17 protein-coding genes are annotated in these 19,538 nt (G+C 33.3%); 6 read left to right on the top strand and 11 right to left on the bottom strand.

The window, feature by feature from the left end:
- Window positions 1–154: 154 nt before the first annotated feature.
- On the bottom strand, window positions 155–2,359 hold the full coding sequence (locus BMY39_RS05750) for an ATP-dependent DNA helicase RecQ (protein WP_092576917.1): 2,205 nt from the start codon (window positions 2,357–2,359) through the stop codon (window positions 155–157).
- A gap of 203 nt (window positions 2,360–2,562) precedes the next feature.
- Between BMY39_RS05750 and BMY39_RS05745 the strand changes: the two genes are divergently transcribed.
- From BMY39_RS05745 to lptB, 4 genes are all read left to right on the top strand, one after another.
- Window positions 2,563–3,528, top strand: coding sequence for a KpsF/GutQ family sugar-phosphate isomerase (locus tag BMY39_RS05745; protein WP_092576912.1), 966 nt, complete (start codon window positions 2,563–2,565; stop codon window positions 3,526–3,528).
- Window positions 3,528–4,352 carry a twin-arginine translocase subunit TatC gene (gene tatC, locus BMY39_RS05740; RefSeq protein WP_092576906.1) on the top strand — a complete coding sequence of 275 codons (825 nt, stop codon included), beginning with the start codon at window positions 3,528–3,530 and terminating at the stop codon, window positions 4,350–4,352. The genes BMY39_RS05745 and tatC overlap by 1 nt, the downstream gene beginning before the upstream one ends.
- On the top strand, window positions 4,345–4,689 hold the full coding sequence (locus BMY39_RS05735; RefSeq protein ID WP_092576901.1) for a carboxymuconolactone decarboxylase family protein: 345 nt from the start codon (window positions 4,345–4,347) through the stop codon (window positions 4,687–4,689). The genes tatC and BMY39_RS05735 overlap by 8 nt, the downstream gene beginning before the upstream one ends.
- A gap of 535 nt (window positions 4,690–5,224) precedes the next feature.
- Window positions 5,225–5,965, top strand: coding sequence for an LPS export ABC transporter ATP-binding protein (gene lptB / locus BMY39_RS05730; protein ID WP_092576896.1), 741 nt, complete (start codon window positions 5,225–5,227; stop codon window positions 5,963–5,965).
- On the opposite strand, the gene BMY39_RS05725 is transcribed toward lptB, so the two are convergent.
- Both BMY39_RS05725 and BMY39_RS05720 read right to left on the bottom strand, forming a co-directional pair.
- Window positions 5,962–6,858, bottom strand: coding sequence for a DUF808 domain-containing protein (locus tag BMY39_RS05725; RefSeq protein WP_092576893.1), 897 nt, complete (start codon window positions 6,856–6,858; stop codon window positions 5,962–5,964). The genes lptB and BMY39_RS05725 overlap by 4 nt on opposite strands.
- Window positions 6,859–6,871: 13 nt before the next feature.
- On the bottom strand, window positions 6,872–7,618 hold the full coding sequence (locus BMY39_RS05720; protein WP_092576888.1) for a CDP-alcohol phosphatidyltransferase family protein: 747 nt from the start codon (window positions 7,616–7,618) through the stop codon (window positions 6,872–6,874).
- 194 nt (window positions 7,619–7,812) lie between these two features.
- On the opposite strand from BMY39_RS05720, the gene BMY39_RS05715 reads away from it, so the two are divergent.
- Both BMY39_RS05715 and BMY39_RS05710 read left to right on the top strand, forming a co-directional pair.
- Window positions 7,813–8,883, top strand: coding sequence for a putative type IX sorting system protein PorV2 (locus BMY39_RS05715; RefSeq protein ID WP_245738177.1), 1,071 nt, complete (start codon window positions 7,813–7,815; stop codon window positions 8,881–8,883).
- Window positions 8,883–10,058, top strand: coding sequence for a lipoprotein N-acyltransferase Lnb domain-containing protein (locus BMY39_RS05710; protein ID WP_092576885.1), 1,176 nt, complete (start codon window positions 8,883–8,885; stop codon window positions 10,056–10,058). The genes BMY39_RS05715 and BMY39_RS05710 overlap by 1 nt, the downstream gene beginning before the upstream one ends.
- Here the strand turns inward: BMY39_RS05710 and BMY39_RS05705 are convergent.
- Genes BMY39_RS05705 through BMY39_RS05670 form a run of 8 tightly spaced genes read right to left on the bottom strand, consistent with a single transcriptional unit; the run spans window position 10,045 to window position 19,534 of the window.
- Window positions 10,045–11,436 carry a sugar transferase gene (locus BMY39_RS05705; protein ID WP_092576882.1) on the bottom strand — a complete coding sequence of 464 codons (1,392 nt, stop codon included), beginning with the start codon at window positions 11,434–11,436 and terminating at the stop codon, window positions 10,045–10,047. The genes BMY39_RS05710 and BMY39_RS05705 overlap by 14 nt on opposite strands.
- 53 nt (window positions 11,437–11,489) lie before the next feature.
- A complete protein-coding gene (locus BMY39_RS05700) occupies window positions 11,490–12,494 on the bottom strand; it encodes a glycosyltransferase family 4 protein (protein ID WP_092576879.1) in 1,005 nt (334 codons plus the stop codon).
- Window positions 12,495–12,507: 13 nt separating this feature from the next.
- Window positions 12,508–14,097, bottom strand: a complete 1,590-nt coding sequence (locus BMY39_RS05695; protein WP_092576876.1) for a hypothetical protein — start codon at window positions 14,095–14,097, stop codon at window positions 12,508–12,510.
- Entirely contained in the window at window positions 14,094–15,032 is a 939-nt protein-coding gene (locus BMY39_RS05690; RefSeq protein ID WP_092576873.1) for a glycosyltransferase family 2 protein, read from the bottom strand. Before BMY39_RS05690 ends, BMY39_RS05695 begins: the two co-directional genes overlap by 4 nt.
- Window positions 15,016–16,347, bottom strand: coding sequence for an O-antigen ligase family protein (locus tag BMY39_RS05685; protein WP_092576870.1), 1,332 nt, complete (start codon window positions 16,345–16,347; stop codon window positions 15,016–15,018). Before BMY39_RS05685 ends, BMY39_RS05690 begins: the two co-directional genes overlap by 17 nt.
- 6 nt (window positions 16,348–16,353) lie before the next feature.
- Window positions 16,354–17,424 carry a glycosyltransferase gene (locus BMY39_RS05680; RefSeq protein ID WP_092576867.1) on the bottom strand — a complete coding sequence of 357 codons (1,071 nt, stop codon included), beginning with the start codon at window positions 17,422–17,424 and terminating at the stop codon, window positions 16,354–16,356.
- Window positions 17,424–18,542, bottom strand: a complete 1,119-nt coding sequence (locus BMY39_RS05675) for a glycosyltransferase (RefSeq protein WP_092576864.1) — start codon at window positions 18,540–18,542, stop codon at window positions 17,424–17,426. Before BMY39_RS05675 ends, BMY39_RS05680 begins: the two co-directional genes overlap by 1 nt.
- Window positions 18,542–19,534, bottom strand: a complete 993-nt coding sequence (locus BMY39_RS05670; RefSeq protein ID WP_092577723.1) for a glycosyltransferase family 2 protein — start codon at window positions 19,532–19,534, stop codon at window positions 18,542–18,544. The genes BMY39_RS05675 and BMY39_RS05670 overlap by 1 nt, the downstream gene beginning before the upstream one ends.
- Window positions 19,535–19,538: the final 4 nt, after the last annotated feature.

Raw genomic sequence — 19,538 nt, 5'->3', positions numbered from 1 at the left:
AGCATTCTTTTTAAAGTTTTGATAGAACTTAAGTTAAAGCTTACCCCTAGCAACAACGTTCTAAAAGAGATATAGCCTTTGGCTACCTTTAAAATAAACGCCAAACCCGACCCTACAAGATAGCGCCCAAATAAAATAAAACCTTGGTTTTTTCTTAATTAGCTACCTCGCTTATAAACTTAATACGGTATAAGCGTAGTTCCTCATCGTCGTAATCCCCATCAAATTCCTCTATTGCTTCGTCAATGCTATCGGTTTCCGATTCCATGAAATAGTCGTGTATTTCTTCTTGCTGGTCTTCATCTAGAATTTCATCAATCCAATAGCTAATGTTAAGTTTAGTACCCGAGAATACGATAACCTCCATTTCTTTAATAAAGTCTTCCATAGACATGCCTTTTGAGGAGGCGATATCATCTAGAGGCAACTTCCTATCTACATTTTGAATAATGTACAATTTGTTTGCAGAGTTGCTCCCTGTGGATTTTACAACAAGATCGTCTGGACGTGTAATATCGTTTTCTTCAACATAATTGGCGATAAGCGTAACGAAATCTTTTCCGTATTTTTTGGCTTTGCCATCGCCCACACCATGCACATTACTTAGCTCTGAAATTGTTATAGGATACTTGAGCGCCATATCTTCCAAAGAAGGATCTTGAAAGATAACAAAGGGCGGGACACCTAGCTTTTTAGCATTCTTTTTTCGTAAATCCTTGAGCATGCCCATTAGGGTTTCATCGGCTACACCTCCTCCGCCTTTAGCATTGGTAATGATACCAGAATCGTCTTGTTTTTCATCAAACACATGGTCTTCTGTCATCATAAATGACTTTGGATTTTTTATAAATTCTTTGCCTTCCGGATTCAATTTTATAACACCATAGGTTTCAATATCCTTTTTTAAGTAGCCAGCAACTAGCAATTGTCGCAAAAGTGCCATCCAATATTTAGAATCCTCATGTTTGCCCTTACCAAAAAACGGTTGTTCGTTTGTTTTATGGGAATTTATAAGTGCGTTTTCTTTACCAACAATAACATTTACAAGATCTTTAGATTTGTATTTGGCATTAGTACCTTTTACAATTTCTAATAATATTTTAGCATTGTCTTTAGCTTCTACCTGCTTTTTTGGGTTGCGCACATTATCGTCCATATCGCCACCTTCTCCCGTAGCGTTATCGAATTCTTCCCCAAAATAATGCAATATAAATTTACGCCTAGAAATAGACGTTTCTGCAAAAGCAACTACTTCCTGTAACAGCGCATGGCCTATTTCTTGTTCCGCAACCGGCTTACCAGACATGAATTTTTCGAGTTTCTCAATGTCCTTGTAAGCGTAATATGCCAAACAATGGCCTTCGCCACCATCTCTACCGGCGCGACCTGTCTCTTGGTAATAACTTTCTATGCTTTTCGGAATATCGTGATGGATTACAAAACGTACATCAGGCTTATCTATACCCATACCAAAGGCAATGGTTGCCACAACCACATCCACGTCTTCCATTAGAAACATGTCTTGATGGCTAGATCGTGTTTTGGCATCTAAACCAGCGTGATATGGCACTGCTTTAATTCCGTTTACCTGTAGCACCTGTGCCAACTCTTCCACACGTTTTCTACTTAAGCAATATACAATCCCCGATTTGCCTTCATTCTGCTTTATAAACCTAATAATATCTACATCTACGTTCTTGGTTTTTGGGCGTACTTCGTAAAATAAATTTGGTCTATTAAAAGATGCCTTAAAAGTTGTTGCCCCAGAAATACCAAGGTTTTTAATAATGTCTTCTTGCACTTTTGGTGTTGCCGTAGCGGTTAAACCTATAATAGGGATATTGTCTCCTATACGACCAATAATATGTCTTAGATTGCGGTATTCTGGTCTAAAATCGTGCCCCCATTCACTAATACAATGTGCCTCATCAATTGCCATAAAAGAGATTTTCACACTACGTAAAAACTCTACATTCTCCTCTTTGGTTAGCGATTCTGGGGCTACATACAGCAACTTTGTAATACCGTTGGTAATATCTTCCTTAACGCGCTTTACCTCGGTTTTATTAAGTGATGAATTTAAAACATGTGCAATACCATCTTCATTTGAAACACCTCTAATGGCATCCACTTGATTCTTCATGAGTGCTATAAGCGGAGACACCACAATAGCAGTACCTTCTTCCATTAATGCTGGTAACTGGTAACATAATGATTTGCCACCACCTGTGGGCATTATCACAAAGGTGTGATTCCCTTCTAAAACACTTTTAATAACGCCTTCTTGGAGACCTTTAAATTTATTAAATCCAAAATACTTTTTTAGTGCATCGTGCAAATCGGCTTCTGCGATAGACATAAAATCTTGAAAATTTATTAACTAATTAATTATCATACGTTGCTTCATTTACTTATTAATTTAGCAATCAATATGGAGAGTCCTCATTCTTTTTTTCGTTAGTTTTGTAACGAAACTTGAATTTACAATAAAATTTTAAATTGACTATTGTTAAAGATAACAAAATCTTTAATTGAGTACAATTACATTAAAACATAAAGATTTTGAATAGTAAAGCAGGAATTATAGCTGCGGCAAAACAAACTATAGAGATAGAGGCAAATGCCATCTTACATTTATCTACTTTAATTGATGACGATTTTGCCAATGCCGTAAACCTTATTTTTAATTCTAAAGGACGGGTAGTTATTACAGGTATTGGTAAAAGTGCTATAATTGCTAGTAAAATTGTGGCAACACTAAATTCCACTGGCACGCCTGCTATTTTCATGCATGCAGCCGATGCTATTCATGGCGATTTAGGTCTAATCTTAAAAGATGATGTAGTTATTTGCATTTCTAAAAGTGGCAATACTCCTGAAATAAAAGTACTAGTACCTTTAATAAAGAGGGCCAAAAATAAAATGATAGCTATTACTGGAAACAGTATATCCTTTTTAGGTCAGCAAGCCGATTTTGTTTTAAATACCTATGTTGAAAAAGAAGCTTGCCCAAATAATCTAGCCCCAACCACAAGCACAACTGCTCAATTGGTTATGGGTGATGCGCTTGCTATTTGCCTATTAGAAAAGCGCGGATTCTCTAGTAAAGACTTTGCGAAATATCATCCAGGAGGTTCATTAGGGAAAAGACTATATTTAAGGGTGAACGATATTTCGTCGGTAAACCAAAAACCTCAAGTTGATGCCAATGCGAGCATAAAAGATGTTATTGTTGAAATTTCAGAAAAATTATTAGGTGTAACTGCAGTAGTAGAAAACGATAGCATTGTTGGTGTAATTACTGATGGGGATTTACGAAGAATGTTAAGTAAAACTGATAATTTTGCGGCATTAACAGCGAAAGATATTATGAGTGAAAATCCTAAACGCATTGCGCAAGATGCTATGGCTATTGACGCAAAAGAACTCATGGAGGATAATGAGATAACCCAACTTTTAGTTGAAGACAACGGCAAATACGCTGGCGTTATCCATTTACACGATTTAGTAAAAGAAGGTATTATATAATGGCAAAGAAAGATGTAAACGAGATGTCTTTTTTAGACCATCTAGAAGAATTACGCTGGCATTTAATTAGAATTGTAATAGCTATAGTTGTTGTTGGCACGATTGCTTTTTTATCGAGCAGATTTATTTTTGATGAAATTATTTTTGCACCGCTAGAAATGACGTTCCCTACCTACGATTTCTTGTGCAAATGTGCCAATTTTATTAACGTGGATACTACATTTTGTGGTGATAAAATTCCGTTAATACTGCAAAACAGGACTATGGCAGGACAATTTTCTGCCGATATTTGGACAGCAATACTCGGAGGTTTTATCATTTCGTTTCCATATGTAATTTTTGAATTATGGAAATTCATAAGCCCTGCAATGCATGCTAAAGAACGTAAGCATTCCCGTGGATTTATAATCATATCTTCATTTTTGTTCTTCCTAGGTGTATTATTTGGCTATTATATTATATGCCCACTTTCCATTAACTTTTTAGCTAATTACAGTATTTCAACCAAAGTAGATAATCAAATAGATATCAGTTCCTACATTGGTTTGGTGAGGGCTTCTGTTTTAGCTTCCGGCCTAATTTTTGAATTGCCCATTATCATTTACTTTTTAACCAAAGTAGGTTTAGTTACACCAGAGTTCCTAAAAAAATATAGAAAGTACGCCTTAGTTATCGTTTTAATACTCTCCGCTATAATCACGCCTCCAGATATTGCTAGTCAAATTATAGTGGCCATTCCAATTCTAGTGTTATATCAGGTGAGTATTTATATTTCAAAACTCGTTATAAAAGGTCAACGTAAAAAAGCCAAAGCCCATGTCTAATCCGGTTGAAGAATTTAATGCCTATCGTTCCAAGATGAACGATAAAATTTTGTCAGACAACAATAAAGTTATTAAACGCATTTTTAATCTAGACACTAACGCCTATGCAGAAGGTGCTTTAGATATTAAAACTAAAGAACTTTTAGGACTTGTAGCATCTGCAGTGTTACGATGCGACGATTGTGTAAAATACCATTTAGAAACGAGCTATAAACTAGGCTTAAAGAAAGAAGAAGTAGTCGAAGCTTTAAGTATTGCAACATTGGTTGGAGGCACCATAGTAATTCCACATTTACGTCGCGCTTACGAGTTTTGGGATGCCTTAGAAAATCAGTAAAACTATTTGGGCGCTACCACAAGGGTCGGGCTTTCACTACTCAATCCCTCCTGCGTCGGGGATTTCAAACATGCCGTTCAATCCCTAGCGTGGGGTTAGCTTGCAAAAATAATTCCATGACCCCAATTATTTCTTATCCGCAGGTTTTTTTGGCTTAAATTTTAGAAAATTAAAAACAAATTCTGAATAAAAGGTAAAATAATACAAAGTCAACACCCTAGTCAATTCGTAGAATTGAGCGTCAAGGCGCAGAATAGATGAAGAAAAGCTCCGAGAACAGGAGAACGCAGTTCGACACGGAGTTTTCAAATCGGTTTTCATTTCAATAAGAAATGAAAAATTCCTTGACTTGACCGTGATCTTTTGGTTCGTTTTGCATCAAGGCAAAATGAACAATTAAAAATCATGGTTTTTCTTTATAATCTAAACGCGCCAACCCCAACATATCACAAAATTGAACAACAAAAACCGTTAACGAAACGTTATACATCGCATACAATTTCCACAATTAATTAAAATTCCCGTAATTGCACCCATGATTCTAAGAGCCGAAAATTTAATGAAGTCCTACAGCGGACGAAAAGTAGTAAAAGACGTTTCTCTTGAGGTAAATCAAGGGGAAATTGTTGGTCTTTTAGGGCCCAACGGTGCTGGTAAAACTACATCCTTTTATATGATTGTAGGTCTTATAAAACCAAACGGCGGCCATATTTATCTAGATAATACCGAAATCACTAAATACCCAATGTACAAGCGTGCACAAAACGGTATTGGGTATTTGGCCCAGGAAGCTTCAGTATTCAGAAAATTAAGTATTGAAGATAATATTTTGAGTGTGTTACAGCTTACGAAATTGAGCAAAAAAGAGCAACACATGAAAATGGAATCTCTTATTGAGGAATTTGGTTTGGGGCATATTCGAAAAAACAGAGGCGATTTACTCTCAGGTGGGGAGCGTCGCCGTACTGAAATTGCACGCGCCCTGGCAACCGACCCGAGTTTTATTCTTTTAGATGAACCATTTGCAGGAGTAGACCCTGTAGCTGTAGAAGATATTCAGCGTATCGTAGCACAACTTACCAAAAAGAACATCGGTATTTTAATAACCGATCACAACGTACAAGAAACCCTTGCCATTACAGACAGAACTTATTTAATGTTTGAAGGTGGTATTTTAAAAGCTGGTGTACCAGAAGAATTGGCAGAAGATGCCATGGTACGAAAAGTATATTTGGGTCAGAATTTTGAACTACGCAAGAAGAAGATTAGAGATTAGTTCTTCTTTTTATCCTTAATAGCTTTCAAAATATATTTAAACCCATTTACTAACACCACGGCAAGTATTCCCACTAGCAATCCAACAATAAACTCAATGACTATTGAAGGTAAACTTACAGTTTCTACTAAGTGGTGGATAAATTCTATGTGATGCACAAAGATACCTCCAGCAACCAAAATCAAAGCAATTGTACCTATTACTGCTAAACTTTTGATAACAATTGGTAAAGCACGAATTAGGAAATTTCCAATGTGATTTAACGCACCTTTTTCCTTACCTAATTTTACCAATCTGTAACCAAAATCATCCATTCTAACTATCAGCGCTACGATACCATAAACACCAACAGTGGCAACAATACAGACAATAGATACTACCAAAATTTGAAATAAAATATCGCGCCCCATTACGGTTCCTAGAGCAATAATTACAATTTCAACAGACAATATGAAATCGGTAAAAATGGCGGATTTAATTTTCTTTTTTTCAGCAATTTCTTGTTCTTCTTTGGTTAACGGATTTTTAGTGTAGACCCTATGCGCATCTATATGACTTTTATGGAAAAAATACTCATAAATTTTTTCAGCTCCTTCGTACGCCAAGTACAACCCCCCAAGTACCAAAGCAACCGTTACCGCAATGGGCACAAAAGCACTTAAAAGGAAAGCTACGGGCAAAATAATTAATTTGTTAAGTGCAGAACCTTTAGTAATGGCCCATAACACGGGTAACTCCCGAGAAGCCACAAATCCCGTGGCCTTTTCAGCATTTACAGCCAAATCGTCGCCTAGAATTCCTGCTGTTTTCTTAGTGGAAATCTTACTCATTACCACCACATCATCCATTAAGGCAGCTATATCATCTAACAGTGCAAAAAATCCTGAAGCCATATTTTTTTATTAATTATTTTGAGGTAAGGTTATCTAGCATAGACATACCAATGTAAAGCAATATAATAACAGGTATTGCGGCAAAATGCAATACAATAAGCAATACCAAGCATAAAATTATGAAGATGTACCTTGTGGCATTAGCTTTAAAACTATAGTCTTTAAACTTTAAAGCGAAGAGTTTTACGTTAGAGTTCAAAATCCAACAGCTAAAAATCGTCAACCCAATTAAAAACCATTTGTTAAGGATAATAGCATTGATAATATCATTATTTTGAAATTCTAAAATTAAAGGTAAAGAGATAATTAAAAGCGCATTTGCTGGTGTTGGCAACCCTCTAAAGTAACTTTGTTGTTCTGAATCTATATTGAATTTCGCCAGCCTGTAGGCTGATGCCAAGGTTACTGTTAATCCTACAATTGGCAAAAAACTTCCGCCCGTTAATTCATATAAAAACGTTTGAACATCATTTTGATAGTTATCAAACCATCCTACTTGAGTTAAACCTAACAACTTAAACATCACAATTCCCGGTACCAAACCACTAGTTACCACATCAGCTAACGAATCTAGTTGTAAACCCAACTCACTTTGTACATTTAGTTTTCTTGCTGCAAATCCATCAAAAAAGTCAAAGAATATACCTAAAAACACAAACAAAGCCGTTGCAACAAAATTATCGTTCACAACATAAATCACTGCAATACTGCCGCAAAATAAATTTAGAAGTGTTAATCCATTGGGTATATATTGCTTCATAAATTAATGTTTTGGTAAAAATAACAAACAATTTTAGTCTCTTGCAAGTATTGTGCAATATCTGCTACATTTTGTAGTTTATAGGTTAACTTTTGTCTAAGATAAGAAAGTGACAAAAAGCTAAACGCCTTGTTTTGTCCTGTATATGTTATGATAAAAAATGTATAATGTGCATCTTTGTAAAAAAATTGCGATTGAGATATTACATAACCGCATTATTAAGTTTAATATCGTTTTCACTACTAAGTCAAACCGTTAGAAAATACTCTAACGAGTTTATGAATATTGGTGTAGATGCTGGTGCTTTGGGAATGAGCAGTGCAGTTACGGCGCATTCTAATGATGTAAATGCTGGTTACTGGAATCCAGCTGGATTGGTACATATAGAAGACAACCAATTGGCACTTATGCACTCCAGTTATTTTGCCAATATTGCCAATTATGATTATGCTGCTTTCGCAATGCCTTTAGATAATAGAAGTGCTATTGGAATTTCGTTAATAAGATTTGCAGTCGATGACATTTTAAACACCACACAACTTATTGATGAACAAGGGAATATTAATTACGATAGAATTAGCTTATTCTCTACCGCAGATTATGGCCTTACGTTTTCTTACGCGAGAAAAATGCCTGTGCAAGGTTTAAATTATGGAGTAAATGCTAAGGTAATCCGAAGAATTATTGGAGATTTTGCATCGTCTTGGGGATTTGGTCTGGATGTAGGTGTACAATTTGAAACACAAAATGATTGGAAATTTGGTGTAATGGCACGAGATATTACAACCACTTTTAATGCTTGGGCTATCGATGAAGGTGAGTTTGAGACTATAAGAGACGCTGTTGAAGGACAAAACCAAGAGTTGCCCGAAACTACCGAAATAACTATTCCCAAATTACAAATTGGAATTTCAAAATTAATGACATTCCACTACGATTATACACTTTTAGCATCTGCTAATCTTAATATACGATTTGAAGAAAATAATGATGTTTTCTCCTCAGCATTTGCAAGTGTAAATCCCGCGTTAGGTTTCGAATTTAGTTACGTAGATATGGTATATTTAAGGGGCGGTATGGGTAATTTTCAAAATGAATTACAAATTGACAATTCCGAGCAGTTAACCTTTCAGCCAAGTTTTGGATTAGGATTTAAATATAATGGTGTACAGATTGATTATGCGTTTACCGATATTGGCGACCAAAGTGTGGCACTTTATTCTAACGTGTTTTCTTTAAAACTTGATTTTAGTATCTTTAGATAATGCGATATCTTCTAGTATTTTTTACTCTTTTTTACTCTTTTTTACTACCTGCACAAGAACTTTCTGAAAGTGCAGAAATAAGTGTGCTTACTGTTGGCCCAGGCAATACACTAAACGATGCATTCGGACACAGCGGATTTAGAATTAAGGATAACACAAAAGGGTATGATATTGTATTTAATTATGGTGTTTACGACTTTGAGGCGCCTAATTTTATTTTGAAGTTTGCCCAAGGGAAGCTCAACTATCTAATTGGCTTGAATACATTTAACGATTTCTATAGAGCCTACATGGAGCAAAATAGAAGTATCAAATCACAAACCTTGAATTTAACTTTTGTTGAAAAACAAAAGCTTTTTGCTTACCTCACAGAAAACTACAAACCCAAAAATCGCAGATATTTATATGACTTTTTGTTTGATAATTGTGCTACAAAAATTAAAGACGTAACAGAAATTGCCACTGAGAACCCTATCACCTTTAATATTCCGAAAAACTATCAAGAAGCGACATTTAGAACTTTAATTCAAAATAATTTGAATAAGAATTCATGGGGGAGTTTAGGAATAGATTTAGCGCTTGGGTCAGTTATTGATAGATACGCTACTCCTGAACAGCACATGTTTTTACCAAAGAATATTTATGCTTTTTTTGAAAACGCCACTATAAATAGCAAAAAAACACCTTTAGTAAAGGGAAGCAGAGTTTTGTATGAGGCAACTCCTAAAAATGCAAACTCAAACTTTTTCTTGAGTCCGTTATTTATTTTCGGGGCAATAGCATTACTCATTGTTTTCATTACTTATAAGGATTATAAAAAACAAAAGCGCACAAAAGTTTTAGACATTATTCTTTTTAGTATTACAGGTTTAGCTGGAATTATGATTTTGCTTTTGTGGTTTGCTACAGATCATCAAACCACTCAGAACAACTATAATTTACTATGGGCAAACCCATTGAATATTATTATACTATTTCAGCTTTTTAAAAATAAGATGAGTAATTGGTTTAATAAGTATTTAAAGTTTTTAGTGATTTTACTTTGCCTATTGATTTTTCATTGGATAACAGGGGTGCAAGTATTTGCCATAGGATTGATACCTTTATTAATTGCACTTTTTATCAGATATATTTATTTGATAAAATATTCAAAACCTACAATTACTGCCCCCTAAAGAAAATTATAGTACTTAGTGTTTTAACCAAAATATTTACGTCTAAAACAAAACTTCTATGTTTTATATAGAAAAGATCGTATTGCAATTTTAACAAACTATCGTCAACCGAAGAACCATATCTAGTTTTTACCTGAGCCCATCCTGTTAAACCGGGTTTTACAATATGCCTGGTTTCATAAAATGGTAAAATTTGCGAAAGCTCTCTAACGAAATGAGGTCTTTCAGGTCTTGGTCCAATCAAACTCATATCGCCTTTTAATACATTTATAAATTGCGGAATTTCATCAATTCTTGTATTACGCATAAACTTACCAAAAGGTGTAATTCTAGTATCGTTTTTTTTAGCCCAAACTGCACCATTTTTTTCAGCATTGGTAATCATAGTGCGATATTTAATTATATTGAAAAGATTACCATTTTTTCCAATACGCTCCTGTATGTAAAACATTGGACCCTTATTTGCAATTAGATTGCCAAGAAACACAAATGGTACAAAAACTAATCCTAAAATAATTCCCACGACCGAAATTAAAATATCAAAAAAACGATGAAAAAAAAGGTACATCTTGTTTTGATTGCTTCGGCTAAATGGAAAATATTTATAAAAATCCTTTCCAACAAATTGTACGGGAACGCGCTGGGTTAGTTCCTCATAAACTTGTGTGTATTCCTTAATGGGCACACCACCTTCAAGCAGTGTAATAAGATCGGTATAAATATCTGGTGTTATATTTTCTGAATTGTAACTTGCGATAACTACCTCTGAAATATGTTCATCCTTAATGATCTGATAAATCTGCTTGGGATGATACTCTCGCAACCCTTTGAACTTGACCTTTTCACTCTTATCAATTTCGCAATTTATAAAACCTACGATTTTGTAATTGGGGTCTGCGTCGTTAAATGTTTTTAAAATCGCAGTAATATTGGAAGTCTCTCCAACCAATAAAGCCTTTTTATAAAATCTTGGAGAGGTTACAAAGTTAATGTACGCAAAGCGCCAAATGAGTAGGGCAATTAATATTGAAATAAAGAAATAGAGTATCTGTAACCTGTTTTCTGGCAAAACGGGAGTAAAAAAAGGCGTTAATAAATAAAATAGTACAGTAGTAGATGTAGTTAACAAAATGTTGACCCAAATCTTTTCAAACTTACTAGAAGTTTGTAAATCATATAACTCAAAAATAGAACCAAAAATCGCTATATAAAGCACCAATACAAGAATCCATGTCCAGTTTTCATGGGTAATGGTAAAATAATCAAAATCAAAAGTATTACTAACAACATAAAGTAACAAGAGGACAGCAACAACATCAAAAATTCTCAGCAAGATTTTTCGTTCAGAAATATTAAAATGTATGCTTGCTTTTGGCATTAATTTGAGAGGCTTAATGGGCAATCAAATATAGCAAGTAATTTTATAAAATGTTAAGAAAGAATGGAAAACCATTGGTGCTTTACTGTATTCCAATCAAATTGTTCAGCTTTTTGTCTAGCTCTATTTGTTATTTGCGATAAGAAAACCACATCCTTCTTCAACTTTAAGATAGCTTTCTTAAATTCTATTACATTATTAGATTCCACCAAAATACCATCCACATTATTTTCAATTAAATAAGGCAATCCACCAACATTTGTAGTTACCACTGGCAACCCTAAAGCCATAGCTTCTATAACACTTACGGGCATATTATCAACAGTTGTAGTATTAATAAAAACATTGAATTTTTCTGCTTTTTTGTGCCATTCAGGTTTTGATAACTTTCCCGTAAATTCAACTTCAATACCTAAATCATTTGCTAATCTTTTTGTTTCAGATAAGCTGCCGTCGTTGTCTGGTCCTACCATACATAAACTCGCCTTTATGTTATCTAGTTTCAGCGATTTTAAAATTTCTACAGCTAATTTTGGATTGTATATGTTTGAAAATGAACGCACCCAAAGCAGGTGAATTTCATCTAAATCTCGTTCCTTAAAATTATAGTGTTTCAATTCTATGGTGTTGGGAATATGAATTATATTTTTAAATCCCGATTTTTGAAAACTCAACATTAAAAACTTTGAAGGTGATACATTAATATGAGCGTTTTTGAAAATCTGCTTTGAAAGCTGCGGAGAAGTTTTTAATCGCTCAGGCAAGTTGCCCCCATGCAAAATGGGAATGTATTTCAGTTTGAAAAGTTGGCACATCATGCTACATAGGTATGCATAATAAAAGTTGGTTGTACTGTAAGTGTCTATTAAAACATAATCGGTAGATTTCCTGTATTTGATAATGTGAAATAGCATATCCCACAATCTCAGTATTTTGTTTTTTTTATTTGAAGCTGTGGTAACGCTAAACCCTTCTGACCGTAATAGAGCACTCAAAGTTTCTATCGTAGTTGCAGTTTTATTTGATAATTGATTTCCTATGTAAAGAATGTTTTTCAAATTTATGAACTAACTAGAGTTTATATAGTTTTAGATTTCCTTCCACATGCACTAATTCACAATCTTTTACTGTATTCGTAGTAACATAATAATTCGTTCCAAAATACTTTAGATAACTTACAACCTCCTCCATAGTTTCAAAATTATTAATCCTTTTTAGGCGTTCTTGCCATTCTAAAAACTGCTTGGGATTTCCTTCAATAAGCATTGAAGTACCTTTACCATCAAAAATTATAGATCTTTTTACTGAACCCCTTAAAACATGACTACCACAAATTACAGTATTAATATCGGTATTTTGGGTTATAAAATTTGCCATTCTATCGATAGCCAATTCTTTATCATTATCAAGAGTGAAAGCACTTAAATTATGAGGTAATATAGATTTTGAAATGTCATCTCCTAGAAAGGGCACATTCTTAAACAACTCGCTTTCAGAGAATACCAATAAACATAGATAAAGAATAAAGAAAAACGGCAGTATTTGTTGGGGCAGTATTTTAGAGAAAACATAATTTAAAACAAACGCTAAAGCGAAAAAACCTGGTATTATGGCAACCTTCTGCATACGCACTAATTGAAACGACATTCTTAAATTTAAATCAAAAAAACTATTAAGCGCTTGTTCTACAGGAATACTAAAAGTTGGAATAAAAAATAGCAATAGAGTAAGAATAAACAATAATTTGGGCTTTCTTGTATCTAATTTATCTTTAAGTACAATACCAAGAAAACCAATTAATGGCAAAAGAAAAAACCAAGTTTTAAAACTTAACCATTGTCTTAAAAATAAAAATGAATTTCTAAAGTATTCTGGTATTCGTGTTTTAAAAGCTTCATTAAAAGCATTTAAATCATAAGTAAGTTCAGATGATGTTTTACCAAAATAAGTAAGTATAAAAGGTAAAATCCCAAAAACCAATACAACTATCAACAAAGCTAGTCTTGATAAAGTACAATTATTCCTAAGTTTAGGATAAAAATATAAGAGCAACACTAAAAATAGCACAAAACCTAAAACACCCCCAAGACCAGTTATAGGGTGGAAATTGAAAATAAGTCCAATTATAAAACTCGCTAAAACTAGATGTTTAAAAGAGTTTGAAATCAATAGAAATGGAATCGGTAATAAAGATATATATATTGTTCGAGGCATCATAGTCCATAAATCTGAAATACCCCAAATTTCAAGTCCTGGTAACCAGACTACTCCCCGCATCATAACTGAAACCAAGAGCGCTATCCAATAATTATTTACAAATTTAAATACGAGAAAAAACCAAAGTATACCAAAAAGCAAATGGCAAATTAAACCAATTACATTGATAGCCTGAACATAGTTATGCTTTGTGAATTTTGCAACAAATCGTAATGTTTGTACATAAAACGGTGTGTAGTATTTAACATTATTAATATCATTGAGATATAAATCATTCTTAAATAAATCTGGATTATCAAACTTTTGGGCTACAGGAATGATATTTTGAATATCTGAAGATAATTCGCTGTAATTTGCATTTAAATTATCTAAAAAGTAAGCAATAGCTATTGTAAGATTAAGCAAAATCACTAGAGCTATTTTTGGCCCACTCAATACTTTCATTTTAAAGATTTTGGTGCTTTAGTTATATCATAATGTATGGCTTGTAGCAACAATTGAAACCCTAAAATTATGGTAAGCGTTACAAGCATGATAGTTCCTGTTGGCGCAAAAATATCTTGTGAACTGTAAAACCACCATGTGTATGAACCATAAATTACACCAAATAAAAATAGTGGTATCCCAATTAATATGTATATAGATGACATATTAAAATCGTAAACAAAATAAGATTTAATTATGCGTTTCACGAAAGTTTTAAATAGTCTTGGGAGAAATACGAATGGCATCTTCCAAACCTTCATATTCGATTTTTCGTCACCGTAAATTGCGGGCATTGACACATCATAAATTCTAGCTTCTTGAAAATAAAGCTCTGCAATTAATGATGTTTCAAAATAATATCGGTTTGAAATATTATTAAAATTTAAATGCTTTAGAGTATTTACCTCTATGGCAAAAAAGCCGTTAGTAGGGTCAAAGTTATTCCAATAGCCAGTAGCTGCTTTGACTAGGAAAGACAACACTAAATTCCCCATCTTTCTTCCAAAAGGCATTTTATTCAGTGCTTTAAAATCTCTAAACCTATTGCCTTTAGCGTACTCTGCTTTTTCATGTATTATAGCCTCTACCAAATCTTTTATATATGCTGTATCCATTTGGCCATCGGCATCAACCTTAACAACAACATCCACTTCATCATTAATTGCCTTTTTAAATCCTTCCTTAGTGGCGCCTCCTACCCCCAAATTAATTTGATTTTTAAAAATAACAACCTTTTCATTATTGTCTAATTCACTCGGTATCGGTTCGGCACCACAATCGTCCACAATATAAACTACATCAATAAAATCAGGCAGCTTTTTTATTACACTCTTAATTTGCTTCGAAGCATTATAATAAGGTATAACTGCAGCTATTTTACTTTTTTCGAGCATTCATAAAATAATAACGTGGTGCTATGAGCATTACCACAATTAATAAAAAGTATCCTAAAATAGTGAATAAGGAGCGGTAAATATATAAATGTTCTCCAAAAAACAAGGTAACTAACATTGCTAATATTAAACCACTAAGTGCGGATTTTAATGAAACAAGCCTCCCAAATTTTAAATATAAATAATTAATAATCCATTTCATATATAAGAAAAGTCCAACCAATCCCACTTCATTAATTAGACTTAAATAAATATTATGAGCCGATGATTGAATAAGAAGCCGGTTATTTAAACCAATACCAAGAGGTATTATTAGTGGATTTTCTAGCAAGTAATATAAGTACCGAATAGATAGTTCTTTACGTCCAGAACCCAAATCCTCATATAATTCTCCGACATCTAAATTTTCACCACTTAACAAACGAGGGTCGCTCACCTTATTCACTACTCTATTCTCAATGGTAGTTGTAATAGTTTCAATTAACTCTAAATTCAAAAAAAATGCAATAATAACTCCTAAAGAAATAATTATTGACAAACCAAAAAACTTCTTTGTTTTGGATACAAACAAATAACATATAAATACAATAAGCGCTAAATAGGTAGTTCTAGAACCAGAAACACCAATTGCAGCAAGTGATGTTAATAAAGCACCAAAAATAAGTAGCTTATTTACTTTTATCTGTGGCTGTAATATTAGTCCAGTTGCAAAAATGAATGAAAAAAACATATTCATCCCTAAATTAATTTTATTAGGTCCAAGTGCTCCTGATAAAAATCCACCGTAAGACGATTTGTAAATATCATTCCACAAAAATGGCACTACACCTGCATGCTGACCAAAGACAACTACAGCTTCGGCTATTGCTAATAATAATATTAAACTTGCTATATATTTATAATTAGACCGTTTTCTTAAATACATAGCCATAAGTATCGCAGTATAGAAGAAAACTAATAAATGGTAATAATATAAACACGTTTGAACAAACCATAAAGGTCGAGCTTTATAAAGACTAAATATTAAATTAAATATCAGACTAAAACCAGCCCAAAGTATAAATGCATGTAGATATTTAAAATATGTTTTAGATTTAATATAAATTCTAATAAGTTTGAAATTATTAACTACAACAAATAATATTACTAAACCTACTAAATCGTACAATCTCAGCTCATTTTCACCAATAGCACTATATTTTAATACTGGTAAATTATAAAAGTAAGATACCACCATTAACACCAAAGCTATCTTAATGTAAATTGCCTTAAATAAAAACTCTATTTCTTTATTAATCTTTCCTGATTTAATCATTAAAGCTTAAATAGATTTATAAATACTAATAATTTTATGTATTGTAGCTTCTTTAGAAAAGTTGTTTTTTACATTTAATTTCAAAAACTCTCCTGCCAATTTAGCGTTTTCCGGATGATTGATATAGTTTTCAAGTGCCTTTTTCAACTCTAAAACATCTTGAGGTTTTACTAGTTGCCCTTCTTTTTCATCTGAAATCACAAGATGACAATCGCCAACACGTGTGGCTACAACAGGAAGTTCAGCTAGTCCGTATTCAATCAATGCCAAAGGTAAACCTTCAGACTTTGAAGATAGTACTCCAATATCACATTGTTTCAAAATCGCTGAAACATCGGGACAACTCCCGTAAACAAAAACTTTTTCCTCTAAAGCACTATCAACTATAAAAGCTTTTATTACTTTAGAATAATCATCCCTAAAATCCTGACCTATTAAATGTAAACTCCAATTGTTATATATTCCAATTAATTGTTGAAATGCTTTTAAAAGTGTGAGGTGATCTTTCTGTGGTCTTAAGTTAGCTAAACACACAATCCGTTTATTTGCTTCACCTTTTAGTACAGTTTTTTCAGGTTGATTATCCAACTCTGCGTAATTAGGCAAATAACTAACAGATGTTGCTTTTAATTTTTCTTCTGACCAATCCTTCAACCTATAATTTACACTAAAAATATGATCAAAAAAACTTGAGCATATCTTTAAAATAGTTTTTGGCCGCTGCTTTAAAAACTCACTTTTGCCATAATGATCGTGCCACACGAGTTTTAATTTAGGTCTTAAAAATTTTATTATTGTTGCAATAAAAAATGATGAGGCATGCGCATGTATGTGTGTGATATTGTTCCGTTTAACAAATTTGTGCAACTTTACTAGAGCTTGAATATCTAAAGTAGAACTTCTATTTAAAAAGAGATATTGTACTTCTTGTTTTAAGATAGATTTTAGAGCACCTTCCTTTCGAGTAGCACATAAAAACGATTCATCAACTTCTTCAACCAACGCATTTGCCAAATTTACCGCAACACGTTCTGCTCCACCAGCTTCTAATGTATCAATAATTTGAAGTACTCGCATTAAGCTTTAATTAGTTTTTTTATCTCTTCTTCAAATCGCTCAATTGTATACCGTTGAGACCATCTAGCGGCAAACTTTGATATTTCTATCAAACTATCTTCTTGTTGCAAATGGCTTTCAATACGACTAACAGCGCCGTTTAGTTCTTCCGAAATTAAAATTCCCCGCTTTCCATTGCCTAACATATCTGGTATACAAGAAACCGATGTAGCAATAGGAATAACACCAAAAAACATACCTTCAGCCACAACTTTGGGCCATCCCTCAGATTTTGAAGCTAAAATAATAAAATGCGAAGTTTGTAAAGCACTCTTAATGGCTTCCTTGTCTTTATTACCATGTAATGCAACAATGCCTTCTAATGTTTTATCTTCAATATATAAAGCTAATTCATCTTTTAAAACACCATCACCATAAATATCTAAAGAAACATTATAGTTTTTTTTATGAAGTGCTTCTATAACTTTTATGGCAAATAATGGACGTTTCCCTTGCACCAAACTTCCAACAAAAACAAAGTTTAATTTATTAGAGTAATCTCTCGGTGTTAGCTCAATTATATCTTCATTCTTATAGGTTGCTGTAAAAAATGGTTTTATGTTTTTAGTTTGATTTTCCCATTCGCCGTAAACGATAGTTGTCATTCGTTTTGTTAAAAAAGTATTTGATAGTATTCTTTTTTGAAACTTGTAGCTTAAAGGCTGTTTTGCATTTGGATCCCAATTTCCGGCATATTTTGCTGTTTTTATTTTCTTCGGAAAAAATATTTGCACTAAACAGCCTAATAACCCAATATTTCCTGGGCAACGTAAATGAATGTGATCTGCTCTTTTACAGGCCTTAAACAATTGCAATAAGATAAATGGTATAGACAATAGGGATAGTAAACTCCTCCCTACTGTAACGAACGCTATTATTGGTATTTTAGTAAAAAAAATGTTATCGTGTTTATATGCAATATCTATTACCGAAGATTCCTCTTCAGTTAATGGTGAAACAATTTCTACCTCATCAGCATATTTTAGCCATAAATTCATCTCCCTAACATAAGGGGCATAAGCAAACCAATCGGTTTTGTCTTTCTTGTGTAAAACATGAGTGACGATTAAAAAGCGCATTATTGTAGTTTCGGTTTGTTAAATATAAGGGAAAACCATCCAGCACTTCTACCTATTGTTTCCGTAAATGCTTTTTTCTTTTCCTTTGAAGTTAAAACGTTACTTGCTCTAATTAATGTTAGCAAAAACGAAGTTACGTGAAACTTAATTCTAGCCTTTACGTTTGGATTGGGATGTTTTATACGCCATACATACCAGCCGTTTCTTACTACCATTTTTCCATAATTATATTGATTGGGTCGCCCTGAACCATCATGAAAATGTGCTAATCTTGCTTTGGTATTTATATATAATTCACCTAGCAGTGATAATCTTAGAGAAAAATCTGCGTCTTCATAAAGCCCATAACCTTCAAAGTAAGTTGAAAATTTTAAGGTATCAAAAACTTCTTTTTTGTAGCTAGAAACACCTCCCATAATTTGTTCTACCATATACACTTTTCCAGATGGAGGTAAAAAGCTAACAGAACGTCCGTGAGCAAACGTTGGTAAATATCCTGGTTTAGTATCTGGTGCAAGCCCAAACTTTCGCCTTATTTTAAATCGTGATGGCTCGTTTCGCATCCATCCATCATAATAAAACTTTTTAGAACTTTTGCTGTTATCTGTCTTTTCCCAATTAACTTCATTAGTAATATATCCTCCAACAGCAAGGGCTTTAGGGTAGCTATAATACGTAGATAGTAATTGTCTGAAATAATCGACCTCTAACACCACATCATCATCTAAAAAACATATAATTTTTGAAGTATTATCTACTTGTTTAATCCCAAAATTGCGCTGCTTAGTTAAACCTCTATGGGGTGCATCAACTTTAAAATACTTTAGATTTGTATATTTTCCTTCAGATAAGACCTTTTCAGTATTTTCATCTTCAGAACCATCCACCACAATAATTTCATTTGGGTATGAGGTTTGGTTTACAACCGAATTCAATAGTGTCACTAACGCCTTAGGGCGCTTATAGGTACAGATGATTAGTGAAAAAGACATATCC

The organism is Hyunsoonleella jejuensis, from assembly GCF_900111025.1.
In the GTDB taxonomy this organism is placed as follows: Bacteria; Bacteroidota; Bacteroidia; order Flavobacteriales; family Flavobacteriaceae; genus Jejuia; species Jejuia jejuensis.
The sequence above is the reverse complement of the archived record's forward strand: the minus strand, read 5'-3'. Positions and strand labels throughout refer to the sequence as shown.

Excerpts from the sequence above, each read along its gene's own strand:
- BMY39_RS05750 (WP_092576917.1), bottom strand. The coding sequence starts at position 2,359 with ATGTCTATCGCAGAAGCCGATTTGCACGATGCACTAAAAAAGTATTTT.
- BMY39_RS05670 (WP_092577723.1), bottom strand. The coding sequence starts at position 19,534 with ATGTCTTTTTCACTAATCATCTGTACCTATAAGCGCCCTAAGGCGTTA.
- BMY39_RS05725 (WP_092576893.1), bottom strand. The coding sequence starts at position 6,858 with ATGGCTTCAGGATTTTTTGCACTGTTAGATGATATAGCTGCCTTAATG.
- BMY39_RS05720 (WP_092576888.1), bottom strand. The coding sequence starts at position 7,618 with ATGAAGCAATATATACCCAATGGATTAACACTTCTAAATTTATTTTGC.
- BMY39_RS05680 (WP_092576867.1), bottom strand. The coding sequence starts at position 17,424 with ATGCGAGTACTTCAAATTATTGATACATTAGAAGCTGGTGGAGCAGAA.
- lptB (WP_092576896.1), top strand. The coding sequence starts at position 5,225 with ATGATTCTAAGAGCCGAAAATTTAATGAAGTCCTACAGCGGACGAAAA.
- BMY39_RS05735 (WP_092576901.1), top strand. The coding sequence starts at position 4,345 with ATGTCTAATCCGGTTGAAGAATTTAATGCCTATCGTTCCAAGATGAAC.
- BMY39_RS05705 (WP_092576882.1), bottom strand. The coding sequence starts at position 11,436 with ATGCCAAAAGCAAGCATACATTTTAATATTTCTGAACGAAAAATCTTG.
- BMY39_RS05685 (WP_092576870.1), bottom strand. The coding sequence starts at position 16,347 with ATGATTAAATCAGGAAAGATTAATAAAGAAATAGAGTTTTTATTTAAG.
- tatC (WP_092576906.1), top strand. The coding sequence starts at position 3,528 with ATGGCAAAGAAAGATGTAAACGAGATGTCTTTTTTAGACCATCTAGAA.
- BMY39_RS05710 (WP_092576885.1), top strand. The coding sequence starts at position 8,883 with ATGCGATATCTTCTAGTATTTTTTACTCTTTTTTACTCTTTTTTACTA.
- BMY39_RS05675 (WP_092576864.1), bottom strand. The coding sequence starts at position 18,542 with ATGCGCTTTTTAATCGTCACTCATGTTTTACACAAGAAAGACAAAACC.
- BMY39_RS05690 (WP_092576873.1), bottom strand. The coding sequence starts at position 15,032 with ATGCTCGAAAAAAGTAAAATAGCTGCAGTTATACCTTATTATAATGCT.
- BMY39_RS05695 (WP_092576876.1), bottom strand. The coding sequence starts at position 14,097 with ATGAAAGTATTGAGTGGGCCAAAAATAGCTCTAGTGATTTTGCTTAAT.